Genomic DNA, 18011 nt, shown 5'->3' on the forward strand with positions numbered 1-18011 from the left:
CCATGCTGATCGCCCAGCTCACCGACACCCACATCCGCCGCCCCGGCACGCTCGCCTATGGGGTGGTGGACACCGCGACCTATCTGGAAGCGGCGGTGGCCCACATCCTGGCCCTCGACCCGCACCCCGACGCGGTGATCGTCACCGGCGACCTGACCGATTTCGACGACCCGGAGGAATTTGCCCGCTTCCGCGCCATCGTCGCGCCCCTCGGCCTGCCGCTGTTTCCCGTGCCCGGCAATCACGACAGCTCCGGCGGGCTGCTCAAGGCTTTCCCGGAGATCGCCGCGCGCTGCGCGGGCGGGCGGGTGAACTATGTGGTGGAGGATTTCCCGCTGCGGCTGGTGATGCTCGATTCCACCGTCTACGGCCGCCCCCATGGCACGCTGGGCGAAGAGGGCCTCGCCTTCCTCGATGCCGCGCTCGCCGCCGCGCCGGACCGGCCGGCGCTGGTCTGCGCCCACCATCCGCCGTTCCTGACCGGCATCCGCCACATGGACGTTCAGAACCTGTTCGATGCCGCGGCGCTGGAGGCTGTGCTGCGGCGGCATCCGCAGGTCGTGGGCTTCACCTGCGGCCATGTGCATCGGGCGGTGACGACCACCTTCGCCGGCATCGCCGCCACCATCGCCCCGGCCCCGGCCCATTCGGTCAGCCTGGCGCTGGACCCGGACGCGCCGCCCACCTTCCACATGGAGCCGCCCAGCCTTTCGCTGCACCTGTTCGCGGAGGGACGGCTCGTGACCCACCGCAGCTTCATCGGCAGCTTTTCCGGCCCGCATCCCTTCTTCGGGCCGGACGGCAAGGCCATCGGCACGCCCGCCTGAGGCTCCAAAACAAAAAGCCCCGGCAGAGCCGGGGCTTTTCAATCGGGGAGAGAAAGGGTCAGCCGCCGGCCACCGGCAGCGGGATCGGCGCCGGGCCGGCCGCAGTGCTGCGCGAGGCGGTGTGCTGCGCCACCCGGTCCGCGTAAGGCAGCTCCAGCCGCTCCCACACGTCCGACAAGGCGGTCGCCAGATGGGCGATGAGCGCATCGTCGTGGAACGGGGTGGGGGTGATGCGCAGGCGCTCCGCACCGCGCGGCACGGTGGGGTAGTTGATGGGCTGGATGTAGATGCCGTACTCGGCGAGGAGCAGGTCGCTCGCCATCTTGCAGGCCTTGGCGTCGCCCACCATCACCGGGACGATGTGGGTCGGCGTCTCCATCTGCGGCAGGCCGGCGGCGGCGAGGGCCGCCTTGACCTTGGCCACCTGGGTGCGCTGACCGGTGCGCTCGGCCTGCGAATTCTTGAGGTGGCGCACCGAGGCAGTGGCCGCTGCGGCGATCGCCGGCGGCAGCGCGGTGGTGAAGATGAAGCCCGGCGCATAGGAGCGCACGGCATCGATGACGAGGCGCTTGCCGGTGATGTAGCCGCCGACCACGCCGAAGGCCTTGCCCAGCGTGCCCTCGATCACGTCCACCCGGTGCATGACGCCGTCACGCTCGGCAACGCCGCCGCCGCGCTCGCCATACATGCCGACCGCGTGCACCTCGTCCAGATAGGTCATGGCGCCGTAGCGCTCGGCGAGGTCGCAGATGGCGCCGATGGGGGCGATGTCGCCGTCCATGGAATAGACGCTCTCGAACACCACCAGCTTGGGCCGGTCGCCCGCGGCCTTCAGCAGCTCTTCGAGATGGTCGAGGTCGTTGTGGCGGAAGATGGCCTTCTGCCGGCCGCCGTGGCGGACGCCCTCGATCATGGAATTGTGGTTCAGCTCGTCCGAGATCACCACGCAGTCGGGGATCAGCTTGACGATGGTGGAGATGCCGGTGGCGTTGGAAATGTAGCCCGAGGTGAAGACGAGGCCGGATTCCTTGCCGTGCAGGTCGGCCAGCTCGCGCTCCAGCATCACGATCTCATGGCTGTTGCCCGAGATGTTGCGGGTGCCGCCGGCGCCGGCGCCGCGCGCCTTGGCCGCGTCGCACATGGCGGCGACCACATCGGGATGGCTGCCCATGCCGAGATAGTCGTTGGAGCACCACACCACGATGTCGCGCGGACCGCCCGGCGAGTGCCACACCGCCCGCGGGAAGTGCGAGGCGTCGCGCTCGATCTCGGCGAAGGTGCGATAGCGGCGCTCCTTGCGCAGGGCGTCAATGGCGTCGGCAAAGAAGGTATCGTAGATCATTCCGAACCCTGCGGCGGCAGACGGGATCGCGGGTGGATCCTCATTGTTCTAAGATTATGCTGCAACCTTGCTCCTTGTATTGATGCCAATCAAGAGCCGAGGGCGACGCGCGGCGATCCGGCGCAACCCACGGCCAGAGCTGCACAAATGCCGCAGCGCAGCAGGCGGCGCGGAAGAGAGTGACGGCAAGCTTTCGCCCGAGGTTCGCACCTGGAAATGAGCGGCGAGGGCCGCCCGCCCGGAGAGCATTGCGAGTGGCTCAGACCTGCCCTGCGCCGCTGCACTGATCTTCATCAAATTGCCCCTTGCATGGGCGGGCCGAATCCCCTAAATCCGCGTTGCCCAAATTCGCACGTGCCTGTGGTCGCGTGTCGGTCGGTAGGATCTCCGGACAAGAGGCCGGAAAGCTGCCAGGACGATCGACAAGCCGGAGGGAACCGGCCCACCCCGCTCCTCAATGCGGGGGACGTGACTTGAAGCAACGACGTAAGGGCTTTTTTGGTCTCGGTCGGCCCTCCAAAGGTCGGCGTTACTAAAGAGGCACTACATCTTGCCGGCCGTGCGGAGCGGGACTTCCCTCTCCAATCGTGCGCAGTTGTCCTCGCTCCTGCTTTGCCTTGCGGCCAAGCGGGCGGTTCTGCTGCCGTTCGGTCCGATGATGCGGCCGGGTAAAGCCCCGGCGAAGCGGGTACGGCCCGCAGACGGTCGGCGTGTCCACATCGCCGGGCGAATGCGAGCGCGTGCCCCGGGCTCTCCCAGAAGGAGCGTCCGTCCTGTCGTCGCGCAGTTCCCTGCGCTTCACTGGCTTCAGGTCACGGGGAGGTATCCATGACCGATCGCATCCGCGAATTCCTGCGTACCCGGCGAGAGGATGGCCCCTGCGTGGTGGTGGACCTCGACGTGGTCCGCACCAACTATCTCTCGTTCGCCCGCGCGCTGCCGGACACCCGCGTGTTCTATGCCGTGAAGGCCAACCCCGATGCCGCCATCCTGAAGGCGCTGGAGGAGCTGGGCTCCTCGTTCGACTGCGCCTCCACCGGCGAGATCGACATGGTGCTCGCCACCGGCGCGGGCGCCGACCGCATCTCCTTCGGCAACACCATCAAGAAAGAGCGCGACATCGAGCGCGCGTTCAAGGTGGGCGTTCGCCTGTTCGCCGTCGATTCCTACGAGGAAGTCGAGAAGATCGCCCGCGTCGCCCCCGGCGCCAAGGTGTTCTGCCGCATCCTCTGCGACGGTGCCGGCGCCGAGTGGCCCCTGTCCCGCAAGTTCGGCTGCGAGCCGGAAATGGCCGCGGACGTGCTTGAGCACGCCCATCGCCTCGGCCTCGCCGCCTATGGCGTGTCCTTCCACGTGGGCTCGCAGCAGAAGAACGTGCACGCCTGGGACGGCGCGCTCGCTTCCGCCGCCGCGATCTTCCGCGCCTGCGCCGAGCGGGGCATCTCGCTGTCCATGGTCAACCTGGGCGGCGGCTTCCCCACCCGCTATTTGCAGGACGTGCCGGGCGCCATCTCCTATGGCGAGGCGATCTTCGCCTCCCTGCGCCGCCACTTCGGCAACGCGATCCCGGAGACCATCATGGAGCCGGGCCGCGGCATGGTGGGCAATGCCGGCCTGATCGAGACCGAGGTCGTCCTCATCTCGAAGAAGTCCGAGCAGGACGCCATGCGTTGGGTCTATCTCGACATCGGCAAGTTCGGCGGCCTCGCCGAGACGATGGACGAGGCGATCCGCTACCCGCTGCGCACCCCGCGCGACGGCGACGACACCGCCCCCTGCGTTCTCGCCGGCCCGACCTGCGATTCCGCGGACGTGATGTATGAGAAGACCCCGGTCGAGCTGCCGCTTTCGCTCTCGATCGGCGACAAGATCATCATCGAGGCGTGCGGCGCCTACACCACCACCTACTCGGCGGTGGCGTTCAACGGCTTCCCGCCGCTGAAGTCCTACGTGATCTGAGGGCGGTTCCCGCCCGAAGATCAAAGCCCGCGCGGCGCTTGAGCGAAGCCGCGTAAAACTGCCCGCGCGGCGCCCGAGCGTATTCCGCGACCCGGCCGCAGAAGGTCCCCCGGCACTGGCATGACGCCGTCCGGGGCATGAGGAGGGGACGTGTCCCCTCGTCTTCCGCACCCGTCCCTGAAGGCATTTCGCCTGGCTGCGCTGCAGCCGGGACGGGCTTCTTCACCTCTCACGTTGGCGCAAGGAGCTGCCGATGACCGAGATCGTGCTTGAATCCGTGGAAGATGTGGCCCCCCGCGAGGCCCTGCTCGACCTGTGCATGGGCGAGGGGCGCAAGGCCAAGTCCTCCGAGCGTCTGCGCGAGGGCCGCCTGCCGGCGGAAGGCCTCGCCTTCTCCGCCCACGGCCCGGACGGCCGTCTGGCCGGCACCGTGCGGCTGTGGAACGTGACGGCGGGCCCCGCCCGTCCGGCGCTGCTGCTCGGCCCGCTCGCGGTCCATCCCTGGTTCCGCGCCCACGGGCTCGGCGGCGCCATGATGCGCGCCTCCATCGCGGCGGCGCGGGCCAAGGGCCACGGCGCCATCCTTCTGGTGGGCGATGCGGCCTATTACGAGCGCTTCGGCTTCTCCGCGGAGAAGACCGGCGAGCTGTGGATGCCCGGCGCCTACGACCGCAACCGCCTGCTGGCGCTGGAGCTGACGGCCGGCGCGCTGGACGGCGCCCGCGGCCTCATCAGCCCCACCGGCGCCCGCATCGCCCTGCCCTCGCTGGAAGAGCTTCTGGCGCCGGCACTGCTGAAGTCCGCCTGATCCGATCGCGCGACGACACATGGAAATCCCCGGCTCGATCCGTCGAGCCGGGGATTTTTGTTTCGGGGTCTGCGAATCACGTCAGGCCTTCCGAGGCCGCTTCGGTTTTGGAGCAGCAAGGCGGTGCGCCGCCTGGAGCGCGGAGGCGAGCGTCGCCTCGTCCACCACGGTGAGGTCGCAGCGGGTGGCGCCCATCCGTCCCCATCCGCCCGGAACCGGCGCGAAGGCCTCGGGCACCTGCTCGCAGTAGAAATCGCGCAGGTCGGGATCGAACATCAGATTGAGGTCGAGCCCGCTCGGCCCCAGCGTCGCGAAGATCTTGCGCGGCGTGCGGAACGCCTTGCGATCGACGTGCGGCGCCTCGCTCGCCTCGGGCAGAGCGAGGGCCATCTCCCGGACACGGGCGGCATCGACAGCCATGGAAGGCCTCCCTTTCAGCGGGAGGCCTCCGCAGGCCTCACCGCACGATGATGTTCTTGAACTGCCAGGGATCCTCGAGGTCGAGATCCTCGGGGAACAGCTTCTGGCGTCCGGTGAGGGGCGTCCAGTCCGTATAGGTGCCGATCATCGGGCCGAGATAGGGCGTCTGCACTTCGAGGCAGCGGCGGAAGTCCATCTCGTCGGCTTCGACGATGCCCGCCTCGGGGTTCTCCAGCGCCCACACCATGCCGGCGAGCACGGCGGAGGTCACCTGCATGCCGGTGGCGTTCTGGTAGGGGGCGAGTTCCCGCGTCTCCTCGATGGAGAGCTGGGAGCCGAACCAGTAGGCGTTCTTCGCATGGCCGTAGAGCAGGACACCCAGTTCGTCGATGCCGTCGACGATCTCGTGCTCGTCGAGGATCTTCCAGCTGTCCTGGAAATGCCCGCCATTGCCGAACATCTCGTGCAGCGACAGCACCGCGTCGTTGCAGGGGTGATAGGCGTAGTGGCAGGTCGGCCGATAGACCACCTGATCGCCGTCGCGCACCGTGAGGTAGTCGGCGATGGAGATGGCCTCGTTGTGGGTGACGAGGAAGCCGTACTGGGCCTGGGGCGTCGGCGTCCACGAGCGCACGCGGGTGGCGGCGCCGGGGGACATCAGGTAGATGGCCGCGCCGCAGCCCGCCTCATGGGTGCGGCCGTCCGGCGGCAGGGTCTTCTCGTGGGTGCCCCAGCCCAGCTCGGCGGGCTGCAGGCCCTCGGAGACGAAGCCCTCCACCGACCAGGTGTTCCAGAACTGGCCCATCACCTTGGGCTCACGGGCGCGCTGGGTGTCGCGCTCGGCGATATGGATGCCCTTGATGCCGAGGCTGCGCGCGAACTGCGCCCACTCCTCGCGGGTCTTCGGCTCGGGCCGGTCGAGGCCGGTATCGGCGGCGACGTTGAGGAGCGCCTGCTTCACGAACCAGGACACCATGCCCGGATTGGCGCCGCAGGTGGACACGGCGGTGGTGCCGCCCGGATTGCGACGGCGGGCGGCTAGCAGGCTCTCGCGCAGCGCATAATTGGTGCGCGCGGCGGTGGGCATGGCCTCGTCGAAATAGAAGCCCTTCCAGGGCTCGATGACGGTGTCCACATAGAGGACGCCAAGTTCGCGGCACAGCTCCATCACGGCGATGGAGGACACGTCCACCGAGAGGTTCACGCAGAAGCCCTGGCCGGCGCCGTTGGTCAGCAGCGGGGTCAGCAGGTCGCGGTAGTTCTCGGCGGTGACTTCCGACTGGACGAAGCGGATGCCCCGGGAATCAAGCAGCTTGCGGTGGTCCGCCACCGGATCGATCACCACCATGCGCTCGCGGTCGAAATCGAAATGGCGCTCGATGAGCGGCAGGGTGCCCCTGCCGATGGAGCCAAATCCGATCATCACGATGGGGCCGTCGATCTTTGCGTGGACCGGCCAGTCGCTCATGGTGAAACACTCCTCGGGGTGGCGGCGCCGGCTCGTTACGGCGCCGCGAAAGTCACAGGACGCGCGAAAACGGGGGAACCCGTGGGATCGGCGCGGCGTGGAAACGATGCCGCGCAAGGGCGCGGCGTGGGTGTAGACGCCGCGCGCAAGCGCGGGCGGGCGCACCATGGGAAAAGCGCAGCCCGGCGTCAACCGAAGAGCTTGAGCAAAGCCGGCAAACCAAGCAGCGGCAGGGCTTGGCTCAGCGCCGGGTCTCGACTTTCACCGGCATGGCATCGACGTGGAAGAGCGCGGGAAAAAGCCGCGTCCAGAGCGCCACGACCATGAGCGTTCCAACGCCCCCCACCACCCCCGCGCCCACCGCGCCGATGAGCGCGGCAACCATGCCGGACTCGAATTCGCCGAGCTGGTTGGAGGTGCCGACGAACAGGGAATTCACCGCGCTGACCCGCCCGCGCATCTCGTCCGGCGTGGAGAGCTGCACGAGCGAGGAGCGGATGACCACGCTCACATTGTCCGCGGCGCCCAGCACGAACAACGCGCCCAGCGACAAAAGGAAGCTGGAGGAGAGCGAGAACACCACCGTCGCCAGCCCAAACACGGCCACGGCGGCGAACATGACGTGTCCCACCTGGCGCGTCGGCGGCCGGCGCACCAGCACGATGGACATGAGCACCGCCCCCACCGCCGGCGCGGCGCGCAGGGCGCCGAGGCCCTGCGCTCCCACATGCAGGATCTCGGCGGCATAGATGGGCAGCAGCGCGGTGACGCCGCCGAGCAGCACCGCGAACAGGTCGAGGGAGATGGAGCCCAGCACCACCGGGCTGCGGCGGATGAAGGAAAGGCCGGAGAGCAGGGTCTCGAGGGTCATGGCGCTGCGCGGCCCCGGCGCGTGGACATGGCGGATGAAGGCCATGGCAACCGCCGCCACCCCGTAGCAGACCGCCGCCAGCGTCAGCGGCACGGCGGGTCCGAAGATGTAGGCGAAGCCGCCCACCGCCGGGCCGGCAATGGTCGCCATCTGCATGGCGGAGGAGGCCACCGCCAGCGCCCGCGGCAGCACCTCCCCGGGCACGAGGCGGGGCAACAGCGCCGCCATGGTGGGTGCCTCGAAGGCGCGGCTCGCCCCGATGGTGACGACGGCGGCATAGATCGGCAGGAGGCCGGCATGGCCGGAGCCCTCCGCGAGGGCGAGGGCGCCCACCGTGAGCGCCGACAGCGTCTGGCAGGCCAGCACGATGCGCCGCCGGTCGAAGGTATCGGCCACATGGCCCACCAGCAGGGTCAGGCACAGGATCGGCAGGAATTGCGCGAGGCCGACGAGGCCGAGGGCGGCGGCGCTGCCGGTGAGGCTGTAGACCAGCCAGCCCACCACCACCCCCAGCATCTGGAAGGCGAGGGCCGAGCAGACCCGGCTGATCCAGAACAGGATGAAGGCAGGATGATCCCGCAGCCGTATCCCGGCTGAAGATGCGGCCGCGGTCACGGCTGCATCTGGGGGCGGAACGGGGGAGATGTCGGCAGGCAGGTTGACGGGCGAGGTGACGGGCAAATCACGGGGCAGATCCGCGCGGTGGCACGTCCGTAGGCCGGACGATCCTTGGACCCTGCCCGCGTACCGTTGCAGGCAGGGGTTGGCAACCCATGCCCCAACGTCCGCTCACGAACCATTCAGATGCTTGCCATTCAAATGCTTGCGGTTCAGATGCTTGGGTTCAGCCGCCCGCCGGTCAATCGCTCGCCAGGATGTGGTTCTGGACGATGGGATAGACCTGACTGGCCCATTTGCGTCCCGAGAACACGCCGTAGTGCCCGACGCCCGCCTGCATGTGGTGGCGCTTCTTGTGCGGTCGCAGCGCCGAGCAGATGTCCTGCGCCGCCATGGTCTGGCCGATGGAACAGATGTCGTCCCGCTCGCCCTCCACCGTGAGCAGCGCCGTCTTGCGGATGGCGCGGAAATCGATGGGCCGGCCGCGATAGGTCAGTTCGCCCTTGGGCAGGCGGTATTCCTGGAACACGTAGCGCACGGTCTCCAGGTAGAATTCGGCGGCAAGGTCCAGCACGGCGAAATATTCGTCATAGAAGGCCTTGGTGGACTCGGCCTTCTCTTCGTCGCCCTCCGAAAGGGCATTGTAGAGGTCGAGATGCGCCTTGACATGGCGCGAGTAATTCATGCTCACGAAGGCGGTGAGCTGGAGGAAGCCGGGATAGACCCGCCGCCCCGAGCCGGCGAAGCCCTTCGGCACGGTCGAGATCAAATTCTTCTCGAACCACGAGATGGGCTTGGAGGTCGCCAGCTCGTTTACCTTGGTGGGGTTGATGCGGCAGTCGATGGGGCCGGCCATGAGCGTCATGGAGGCCGGCACCGCCGGGTTCTTCTCCTGCCCCATCACCGCCGCGGCGACGAGCGCCTGCACGCACGGCTGGCACACCGCCACGAGATGGGCGCCCGGCCCCAGGACCTCCAGGAAGCGGATGACGTGCTCGACATAATCGTCGAAGCCGAAGGGGCCGGCCGAGAGCGGCACCTCGCGGGCATTGTGCCAGTCCGTGATGTAGACGTCATGGTCCGGCAGCATCGTCTTCACGGTGTTGACGAGCAGCGTCGCGAAATGACCCGACAGGGGCGCGACCACGAGGACGCGCGGCTGGGCGATGTCCACGTCCTTCTTGAAGCGCAGCAGGGTGCCGAAGGGCAGGACGGCGGTGTTTTCCTCCGTCACCTGAACTTCGCGATTGCCGACTTCAACCGTTTTGATGCCGAAAGACGGCCGGCCATGGGAGAGGCCGGCACGCTCGATGAGCTCGTAGGCGGCCGCGAGCTGGCGGAAGCCGAGATGGCCGTATCCATTGATGAGAGGGCCGTTGAGGGTCTGCCGCGCGAGGCTGGCGAAGAACCTCATCGGGCTCATGAGGTCGGCCTGGGCCTGATAGGCGGAGTACATCATGACAGCGTGCGCCGGACCGTCCGGCACCGCGGTGCCAGAGGAGTGAACCTGGAAGAAGTCTGCAGCATGATGCCGAAAGGTCCTTCTGCTCCGCGTCCCCCACGCCCGGCCCCCGACGGCCGGCGGAAGCATTAAGTAGTTGTCGCAGGCCCAGCTTTCCGCTTTGCAGCAAGCCTGAACGGATGTACCTGTTAAGTTGATATTGGAGCTATGCGTGGTGCATTGCAACACGCATCCTTAGCAGCAGGGCCGAAGGCCGAGCGACCGCGCCGGATGCCCGACCAAAGTCGAAGCCGCCGGCTGCGCCAAGAACAAGCATGCGCCAAGAGCAAACAAAGGCGGAAGGGTCGAGGGGAACGGTCAGGTCAGGGATCGCAAATCCGAGGCACGGGACAGGCATGGCGACGCTCACCATCTCCAGCAAGAATTACTCCTCCTGGTCCATGCGCGGCTGGCTGCTGTGCAGGATGGCCGGCCTCTCCTTCGATGAGGAGCGGGTGCCGACCGACGATCCCGACGCCAAGGCGGAGCTGCTGCTGCTGTCGCCCTCCTTCCTCGTCCCGCGCCTGGTGCACGAGGACGTGACGGTGTGGGACACGCTGGCCATCGCCTCCTTCCTCAATGAGGTCTTCCCCGAGGCCGGGCTGCTGCCCGCCGACCGCGCGGTGCGCGCCCACTGCCTCTCCATCTCCGGCGAGATGCATTCGGGCTTCGCCAACATGCGCTCGGCGCTGCCGATGAACATCAAGGCGCACTATCCCGGCTTCAAGGTCTGGGCCGGTGCGCAGGCGGACATCGAGCGCATCGCCGCCATCTGGCGCGGCTGCCTCACCGCCCACGGCGGTCCGTTCCTGATGGGCGCGACGCCGACGCTGGCCGACGCCATGTATGCGCCCGTCTGCTCGCGCTTCACCACCTACGACGTGAAGCTCGACCCCGAATGCGAGGCCTACCGCGCCCGCATCATGGCGCTGCCGCTGGTTCGCGAGTGGATCGACGGCGCGATCTCCGAGCCGGAAGAGCTGGAAGAGCTGGACGCCGAATTCTGATGCGGCCGGGTCCAGTCCCGTGATCGAAACGGCGGCCGCCGCCGTCTCCTCCGTGAACCTGGGCCTGATCGCCGTCGGCTTCGCCGTGCTCGTTCTGGCGGGCATGGTGAAGGGCGTCATCGGCATGGGGTTGCCGACGGTCGGCATCGGCCTGCTCAGCGTGTTCCTTGCCCCGCCCGAGGCGGCCGCGCTGCTGATCCTCCCCTCCACCGTCACCAATTTCTGGCAATACTTCACCGGGCCAAACGTGCTCGGCATCGCCCGGCGCTTCTTCTGGATGATGGTGATGGTGGCGGCCGGCACGCTCGTCGGCGGCCTGCTCCTGGGCGGCCTCGCCTCGCCCGCCGCGCAGCCGGTGCTCGGTGCAACACTGCTGGCCTATGGCGCGCTGGGCCTGTCCTCGGTGCAGTTGAAGGTGCCACAGCGGCACGAGCCGTGGCTGTCCCCGGTGATGGGCTTCCTCACCGGCCTCGTCACCGGCACCACCGGCGTCTCGGTCATGCCCTCGGCGCCCTATCTCCAGTCTCTGGGGCTGGCGCGGGATGATCTGGTGCAGGCCCTCGGGCTCACCTTCATCGTCTCGACCACGGCGCTGGCCGTGGTGCTGTTCCATCCGGGCGACGGCGGCGGGGCGCTGGCCGATCCCGCCGCAGCGCTCGCCTCCGCGGCGGCGTTGCTGCCGGCCTTCATCGGCATGCAGCTCGGCGCCATGGTGCGCCGGGCGGCCTCGCCGCAGATGTTCCGGCGCATCTTCTTCTCCGGCCTCGGCCTGCTCGGCACCTACATGCTGGTGCGCGGCCTCCTCTGAGCCGGCCGCCGCTCACTCGGAGAGGCGGTGGATGTCATGCACGACGATGCCGATGGAATCGTCCGGCTTCCGCATCCATTCCTTCTGCCGAAGCGTCTTCACCGTGTCCTCGTAGCCGGTCTGCCAGTGCTCGCGCATGGAGGTCTGCGAGAACTCGTAGTCCTTGGATTCCCGCTCGTAGGTCTTTTCCTGATAGATCAGGTGGCAGATGTTGACCGGGCCGGAGCTGGCATAATCGTCGATGAGGGCGATGTCCTCTTCCGTACGCAGCTGCTCGGGAATGCGCTGGAGCGCGTCGTAGAGCTTCGAGCGCAAATCCTGAACCCGCCGGAACACATCGGTGGTGTAGCGGGTGCGGCTGGAATAGCTGATGTCCTTCTGGCGCTCCGACACGTCGAACATGTCCCGCGGCAGTTGTCCGCGGGCGCTGAACAGATCCACCTGGAACACCAGCGCGCTGGGGTGGTCCGGCTGGTCGAGCAGGAACTGGAGCGGGGTGTTGGAGACGACGCCGCCGTCCCAGTAGAACTCGCCGTCGATCTTCACCGCCGGGAAGCCGGGCGGCAGCGCGCCCGAGGCCATGATGTGCTCCGGCGCGATCTTGTGCTCCTGATTGTCGAAATAGATGAAATTGCCGGTGCGCACGTTCACCGCGCCCACCGAGAAGCGCTTCTCGCGGGAATTGATGCGGTCGAAGTCCACGAGCCGCAGCAGGGTCTCGCGCAGGGGAGCGGTGTCGTAGAAGGAGGTGGCGCCGGCGGCGCCCGAGGGCAGCAGCCAGGGATTGGGGAAGCGCGGGGTGAAGAAGCCGCGCTGTCCCTGCAGGATGGTGCGGGTGGCGCTGAGCTGGTTGCGCCACTGGCGGAAGATGTCGCCTTCCAGGTTGATCGGCAGGATGCGCTGGGAGGTGATGGTCTCCCAGAAGTCCCTGAGCTTCGTCACCCGGTCCTGCGGCGCGTTGCCGGCGATGATGGCCGAGTTGATGGCGCCGATGGACACGCCGGAGATCCAGTTCGGATCGCACCCGACCTCCGACAGCGCCTCGTAGACACCGGCCTGATAGGCGCCGAGCGCCCCGCCGCCCTGGAACACCAGCGCCACGCGCTTGTACTCGTCGATGATATCGCACAGCTCGCTGGAGCGCTGGTTGGCAGCGTCGGTCATCGCCCTCACCTTCTTTGAAGTTGTTTCCCTCGACCGGCGGCGCGCAGGACGCCGCCGGAAGCCGGACGTCAGGCGCCGTTTTCCTTCATGTAGTCGTAGACCACCTTGCCCATGCCGAGGGTGAGATCAGCCTTGATGTGCACGGCGGAGAGCACCTCCAGCACCGGCAGGGCCGCGACATTGCACAAGGCGTGGGGGAACAGGCCGAGGGCGCCGGGCCCGACCCAGCATTCCTTCAGCGTGATGTCCTCCAGATAGTAGCTCACCAGCTCGCAGATGCGCGGCGTGGCATCCACGTCCGGGATGATCTTGAGCAGGAAGCTCGGGGTGAGCAGGGAGGCGAGGATCTTCTCCTTGTCACCGGCCACCCACTTGTAGCCCATGGTCGCGGAAGCGCAGAGCACGCTGCCGTAATGGAGCGTGCCGACCAGCGTGTCGGTCTCCACCTTGAGCTTCGGCTGGGCGTACTTCTTCGGAAAGCCCCACAGCTCGCGCCCGCCGGCAATGGGGGATTCGTCGTCCAGATACATGGAGTGGACGTAGCCGCCTTCCTGCCCGTTGAAGCGGACCGGGATGACCTGTCCGGTCTCGGTGTAGTCACCGAAGCCGGTGGAATCGGGCATGCGGATGAATTCGTACTTCACCACCGGCTCGGTGATCTCGAGCGGCTCGGGCACCACCTTCGCGAGCGCCTCCGGATCGGTCCGGTAGGTGATGATCATGTATTCGCGGTCGATGAAGCGGTAGGGCCCCGGCGGGAACGAGGGGTTGGTGAGCGGCATCGAGTAGGCGGTGCGGCGAACGTCAGCGATCTTCATCGGCAGTCTCTCGTGCGCGTGTCCCGTTTCGCACCTGCGAATGGACGCCGCCAAGGTAGAGCGGACGGGCGCCCGTGAAAAGCCGCCCGCGGCACGAGTTTCCTGTGCGGCTAAGGACTTGGTGCGCCACGCGGTTACCGCGCCGCGGCTCAGAAGGCCAGCAGGCCGCCCTGACCCTTTTCCGTCCCGAACGCAACGGCCCCGCCGGAGCCGTGCCAGGCGATGGCGGTCACCGGGTCGGTGTCGGGCGCGCGCAGCAGGATCTCGGCGCCGTCCGAGATGCGCACCATCATCACCATGCCGTCCTCGTAGCCGATGGCGACGACCGGGTCCTTGGGGTGGGGTGCCACGACAGTCACCCGCGAGGTGGGCGAGGGCGCGAGCATGGCCGGCTCCTTGCCCATGGGGCCGTCCTTGGCCTGGAACGGCCACAGGATGGCCTCGCCCGAGCCTGACGTGGCAAGCCACTTGCCGTCACTCGTGAAGGCGAAGGACTTCACCCGCGAGGGATAGCCGGACATGCGCATGTGCGCGCCGTCCACCACGCGCCAGCCGTGCAACGCCGGCTCCTGCATGGTGCTGACGAGGAAGCGGCCGTCCGGCGAGAACGTCACCCCGAGGTGCGAGCCCTTCCAGCCATAGACCTCCGGCTTGGCGCCCGCCGCATTGGGGAACCACAGCGACACGCCGCCGTAATGGGCCACCGCGAGGCGCAGGCCCTTGGGCGCGAAGGCGAGGCCGCCCACGGTGGAGGGCACCTCCAGCGACTTCGGCTCCCCCTTCTGCTGCAACACATGGGCGACCTTGCCGGCCGAATAGGCGACGGCCCCGTCCGGCCCCAGCGCCACCCGGTCGATCCAGCGGCCCTTCTGCTGCGCCAGCTCGCGGGTGGTGCCGTCCGCCAGCGTCTCCATCACCCGCCCGTCGTCGCCGCCGGTGACCAGCCGCTTGCCGTCGGAGGCCGCGCTGAGCACGCCGCCGTCGTGAACCGGAACCAGAACCGGCGCTGCGCCCTCCTCCAGCCCGATCAGGGAGGCCGTGCCATCCGTCCCCACGAAGGCGGCCTTGGACTCAAGGAAAGCGAGGGCGACGACGCCGGCCTCGAAGGCGAGCGGCCGGACCTTGCTGGTAAGGCTGGACGGGGCGGAAACCATGGTGCTCTGATCCCGGTGATGGACGGGGCGTTCCTTAAGGCACCGATGCGGGCCGCTGGCAACACCCCCTCTGCCCTATCCCTTCTCTGCCCTGTCCCTTCAATGCTCTTGGCCTTCGCGCGGCGCGGCCGCATAAGGGCGGCGCCGCCATGTTCGACACCAAGCTCCCCATCGACGCCGTCCTCGGCGACATCCGCTCGACGCTCGCGTCCACCCCCTGCGCCGTGCTGGTGGCTCCGCCCGGCGCCGGCAAGACCACGCGCGTGCCCTTGGCCCTGCTGGACGAGCCGTGGGCCACGGGGGGAAAAATCCTCGTGCTGGAGCCGCGCCGCCTCGCCGTCCGCGCCGCCGCCCGGCGCATGGCGCAGACCCTCGGCGAGGCCGTGGGCGGCACGGTGGGCTTCCGCACCCGGCTCGCGTCCGAGGTGTCGCGCCGCACCCGCATCGAGGTGGTCACGGAAGGCATCTTCACCCGCATGGTGCTGGACGACCCTGAACTCTCCGGCATCAAGGCCGTGCTGTTCGACGAATTCCACGAGCGCAGCCTCGATGCCGATCTGGGCCTCGCCCTCGCGCTCGATTCCCAGCGCGGGCTCAGGGACGACCTCAGGCTCCTCGCCATGTCGGCGACCCTCGACGGCGCCCGCGTCGCCTCTTTGATGGGGGTGGGCGCGCCTGCCCCTGTCATCGAGAGCGAAGGCCGCGCGTTTCCGGTGGAGACGGCCTATCTCGGCCGCGATCCGCGCACGCCCATCGACCGCCAGATGGCCGACGCCATCCGCCGCGCGCTGGACCGGGAAGACGGCTCCATCCTCGCCTTCCTGCCCGGCGCCGCCGAGATCCGCCGCACCGAGGCGCTGCTGCTGGAAGAGGTGCGCGACCCAAAGGTGGATATCGTCGCTTTGTTCGGTGCCCTGGATTCCGCAGAGCAGGACCGCGCCGTGCTGCCGGCCCCGGCGGGGCGGCGCAAGGTGGTGCTGGCGACCTCCATTGCCGAGACCTCGCTGACCATCGAGGGTGTGCGGGTGGTGGTGGATAGCGGCCTTGCCCGCGTGCCCCGGTTCGAGCCGGACGTGGGGCTGACACGGCTTGAGACCGTCCGCGTCTCCCGCGCCGCCGCCGACCAGCGCCGGGGCCGCGCCGGCCGCACCGAGCCCGGCGTCTGCTATCGCCTGTGTAGCGAGGGTGAGACGGCGAGCCTGCCGGCCTTCGCCACGCCGGAAATCCTCGCCGCCGACCTCACCGGCCTTGTGCTCGACCTCGCCCGCGTGGGGGTGCGCGATCCCGCCTCCCTCCCCTTCCTCGATCCGCCCCCGGCGCCGGCCGTGACCGAGGCGAAGGCGCTGCTGCGCCTCCTCGGTGCGCTCGACGGTGATGAGGCGGTGACGCCGCTCGGCCGCCTCATGGCGCGCCTGCCTCTGCCGCCGCGCCTCGCCCACATGGTCGCCATCGGCGCGGCGCGGGGCGTGGGCCGTCTGGGCGCGGAGATCGCCGCGCTGTTGGTGGAGCGTGGGCTTGGCGGGGACAGTGCGGACCTGCTTGCCCGCCTCGACGGCTTCCGCCGCGACCGCTCCCGCCGCGCGGAGGAATCCCGCCGCCTTGCCGGGCGATGGGCGGAGATGGCGGCGCGGGAGGCTGCGGCGGAAGAACCGGCGGACGGTGCGCCTCCCTCCCCCGCCGCCCTGCTGGCGCTCGCCTTTCCCGACCGGGTGGCCAAGGCCCGCGAGGGGCGGGCCGGGGAGACCCAGGTGCGCTTCCTGATGGCCAATGGCCGGGGTGCGGTGCTGGAGGGCACATCCCCGCTTGCCCGCGCGCCCTTCCTTGCGGTGGCGGAAGCCTCCGGCCGCGCCGAGGGCGCCCGCATCACCCTCGCGGCGGCCCTCTCGTCGGAGGAAGTGGAAGCCTTGTTTGCCGACGACGTCACCTCCGGCCTCGAAGTGGCCTTCGATCCGGCCGCCATGGCGGTGCGGGCGCGGGAGGTACGGCGGCTCAGGGCGCTGGTGCTCGCGGCACGGCCCCAACCGGTGCCGGCGGACGGGGAGACGGCGCGCGCGCTCGCCCGCGGCATTGCGGATGCGGGCATCGGGCGCCTGCCCTTCTCCGCCGCCTCCCGGCAATGGCGCGAGCGCGTCATGTTCCTGCGCGCGGCCGAGGGCGAGCCGTGGCCGGACCTGTCCGATGCGGCGCTGGCGGCATCGGCGGAGACATGGCTCGCGCCGTTTCTCACCGGCCGCTCGTCGCTGGCCGGCATCTCGGGCGCCGACGTGGGCAACGCCCTTCACGCCTTGCTGCCCTATGAGCTGACGGCCCGGCTGGAGGCGGAGGCGCCCGCCCATTTCACCGCCCCCACGGGCTCGCGCCTCGCCATCGACTATGGCGCGGAGGGCGGGCCGGCGGTGGAGGTGCGGGTGCAGGAGCTGTTCGGCCTCACCGCCCATCCGGCCATCGCCGGCGGGCGGGTGCCCCTCACCCTCGCTTTGCTGTCACCGGCGCACCGGCCGATCCAGGTGACGAAGGACCTGCCGCAATTCTGGCGCGGCTCGTGGCGGGATGTTCGCGCCGACATGCGCGGCCGCTACCCCAAGCATCCCTGGCCGGAAGACCCCGCCGCCGCCCCGCCGACCACGCGGGCAAAACCGCGCGGGACGTGAGGGACGGAGCTTTCTGCCTTCGCTCAGGCGCCGCGCGGGCTGCGTGCGCCCTTCGTATGGGCTACTCCGCCGGGATGGCCCGCGGCCGGCCCTCGCCGTCGATGGCGACGAAGGTGAAGACGGCCTCCGTCACCTTGGTGGACTGCTCGCTCTCGCGCGCCCGGCGCCACGCCTCGACCTCGATGCGCAGCGAGGTGCGTCCCACCCGCGCGATGTTGGCGAACAGGCTCACCTCGTCGCCCACCGCAACGGGCGACAGGAAGCTCATCGCCTCCACCGCCACCGTCGCCGCGCGGCCCCGCGAGCGGCGCGCCGCGACATTGCCGGCGGCAAGGTCCATCTGCGACATCAGCCAGCCGCCGAAGATATCCCCGCTCGGATTGGTATCCGCCGGCATGGCGATGGTCCGGATGACCGGAATGCCATCCGGCATCTGCGACTCCTTGTCGTGCATCCCTTCTCCCCGCACGCCTGAGGCGCGCTCTGCGCAACGTTCCGCCGAAGCTGATAGCAAAATTTCGCCGCAGCGCCGCCAAATTTGATCCATCTCAGAGAATCGGGACCGGGGGTGTGGTTTCTAACGCTTGTCCATGTC

The 18011-nt window shown here is 68.9% G+C and carries 15 protein-coding genes; 6 read left to right on the forward strand and 9 right to left on the reverse strand.

Annotated features, from left to right (window positions below; all coding sequences use genetic code 11):
* Nucleotides 1–2: 2 nt before the first annotated feature.
* On the forward strand, nt 3–827 hold the full coding sequence (locus A37E_RS0107845; protein WP_029556100.1) for a phosphodiesterase: 825 nt from the start codon (nt 3–5) through the stop codon (nt 825–827).
* A 58-nt stretch (nt 828–885) separates the two neighbouring features.
* On the opposite strand, the gene hemA is transcribed toward A37E_RS0107845, so the two are convergent.
* A complete protein-coding gene (gene hemA / locus A37E_RS0107850; protein WP_029556101.1) occupies nt 886–2169 on the reverse strand; it encodes a 5-aminolevulinate synthase in 1284 nt (427 codons plus the stop codon).
* Nucleotides 2170–2997: 828 nt separating this feature from the next.
* On the opposite strand from hemA, the gene A37E_RS0107855 reads away from it, so the two are divergent.
* Together A37E_RS0107855 and A37E_RS0107860 are read left to right on the forward strand one after the other, a co-directional pair.
* Entirely contained in the window at nt 2998–4128 is a 1131-nt protein-coding gene (locus tag A37E_RS0107855; protein WP_029556102.1) for a type III PLP-dependent enzyme, read from the forward strand.
* A 253-nt stretch (nt 4129–4381) separates the two neighbouring features.
* Nucleotides 4382–4936, forward strand: coding sequence for an N-acetyltransferase (locus tag A37E_RS0107860; protein ID WP_029556103.1), 555 nt, complete (start codon nt 4382–4384; stop codon nt 4934–4936).
* Nucleotides 4937–5017: 81 nt separating this feature from the next.
* Here the strand turns inward: A37E_RS0107860 and A37E_RS0107865 are convergent, their stop codons facing one another.
* The 4 genes from A37E_RS0107865 to phaZ all read right to left on the reverse strand — a co-directional run bounded on the left by A37E_RS0107865 (nt 5018) and on the right by phaZ (nt 9772).
* On the reverse strand, nt 5018–5356 hold the full coding sequence (locus A37E_RS0107865; RefSeq protein ID WP_029556104.1) for an MmcQ/YjbR family DNA-binding protein: 339 nt from the start codon (nt 5354–5356) through the stop codon (nt 5018–5020).
* A 37-nt stretch (nt 5357–5393) separates the two neighbouring features.
* Nucleotides 5394–6824 (reverse strand): homospermidine synthase, encoded by a 1431-nt coding sequence (locus tag A37E_RS0107870; RefSeq protein WP_029556105.1) that lies wholly within the window; start codon nt 6822–6824, stop codon nt 5394–5396.
* A gap of 241 nt (nt 6825–7065) precedes the next feature.
* Nucleotides 7066–8310 (reverse strand): MFS transporter, encoded by a 1245-nt coding sequence (locus A37E_RS0107875; protein ID WP_029556106.1) that lies wholly within the window; start codon nt 8308–8310, stop codon nt 7066–7068.
* 244 nt (nt 8311–8554) lie between these two features.
* Nucleotides 8555–9772 carry a polyhydroxyalkanoate depolymerase gene (phaZ, locus tag A37E_RS0107880; protein ID WP_029556107.1) on the reverse strand — a complete coding sequence of 406 codons (1218 nt, stop codon included), beginning with the start codon at nt 9770–9772 and terminating at the stop codon, nt 8555–8557.
* Between the two features lie 398 nt (nt 9773–10170).
* Between phaZ and A37E_RS0107885 the strand changes: the two genes are divergently transcribed.
* Nucleotides 10171–10821 carry a glutathione S-transferase family protein gene (locus tag A37E_RS0107885; protein ID WP_024276784.1) on the forward strand — a complete coding sequence of 217 codons (651 nt, stop codon included), beginning with the start codon at nt 10171–10173 and terminating at the stop codon, nt 10819–10821.
* A 19-nt stretch (nt 10822–10840) separates the two neighbouring features.
* On the forward strand, nt 10841–11629 hold the full coding sequence (locus A37E_RS0107890) for a sulfite exporter TauE/SafE family protein (RefSeq protein WP_245279288.1): 789 nt from the start codon (nt 10841–10843) through the stop codon (nt 11627–11629).
* Between the two features lie 12 nt (nt 11630–11641).
* Here A37E_RS0107890 and A37E_RS0107895 read toward each other — a convergent pair whose 3' ends face one another.
* The 3 genes from A37E_RS0107895 to A37E_RS0107905 form a co-directional block, all read right to left on the reverse strand.
* The gene (locus A37E_RS0107895) at nt 11642–12793 is read right to left on the reverse strand and encodes a patatin-like phospholipase family protein (protein ID WP_029556109.1); all 1152 of its coding nucleotides are present in this window, start codon (nt 12791–12793) and stop codon (nt 11642–11644) included.
* A 68-nt stretch (nt 12794–12861) separates the two neighbouring features.
* The gene (locus tag A37E_RS0107900) at nt 12862–13611 is read right to left on the reverse strand and encodes an acetoacetate decarboxylase (RefSeq protein ID WP_024276781.1); all 750 of its coding nucleotides are present in this window, start codon (nt 13609–13611) and stop codon (nt 12862–12864) included.
* Nucleotides 13612–13760: 149 nt separating this feature from the next.
* Complete coding sequence (locus A37E_RS0107905) at nt 13761–14765, reverse strand: WD40 repeat domain-containing protein (RefSeq protein WP_029556110.1); 1005 nt, start codon at nt 14763–14765, stop codon at nt 13761–13763.
* 149 nt (nt 14766–14914) lie between these two features.
* On the opposite strand from A37E_RS0107905, the gene hrpB reads away from it, so the two are divergent.
* On the forward strand, nt 14915–17416 hold the full coding sequence (hrpB, locus tag A37E_RS0107910) for an ATP-dependent helicase HrpB (RefSeq protein WP_029556111.1): 2502 nt from the start codon (nt 14915–14917) through the stop codon (nt 17414–17416).
* A gap of 61 nt (nt 17417–17477) precedes the next feature.
* On the opposite strand, the gene A37E_RS0107915 is transcribed toward hrpB, so the two are convergent.
* Nucleotides 17478–17870, reverse strand: coding sequence for an acyl-CoA thioesterase (locus A37E_RS0107915; RefSeq protein ID WP_024276778.1), 393 nt, complete (start codon nt 17868–17870; stop codon nt 17478–17480).
* Nucleotides 17871–18011 lie beyond the last annotated feature (141 nt).

Origin of the sequence: Xanthobacter sp. 91 (assembly GCF_000702385.1) — a bacterium.
In the GTDB taxonomy this organism is placed as follows: Bacteria; Pseudomonadota; Alphaproteobacteria; order Rhizobiales; family Xanthobacteraceae; genus Xanthobacter; species Xanthobacter aminoxidans.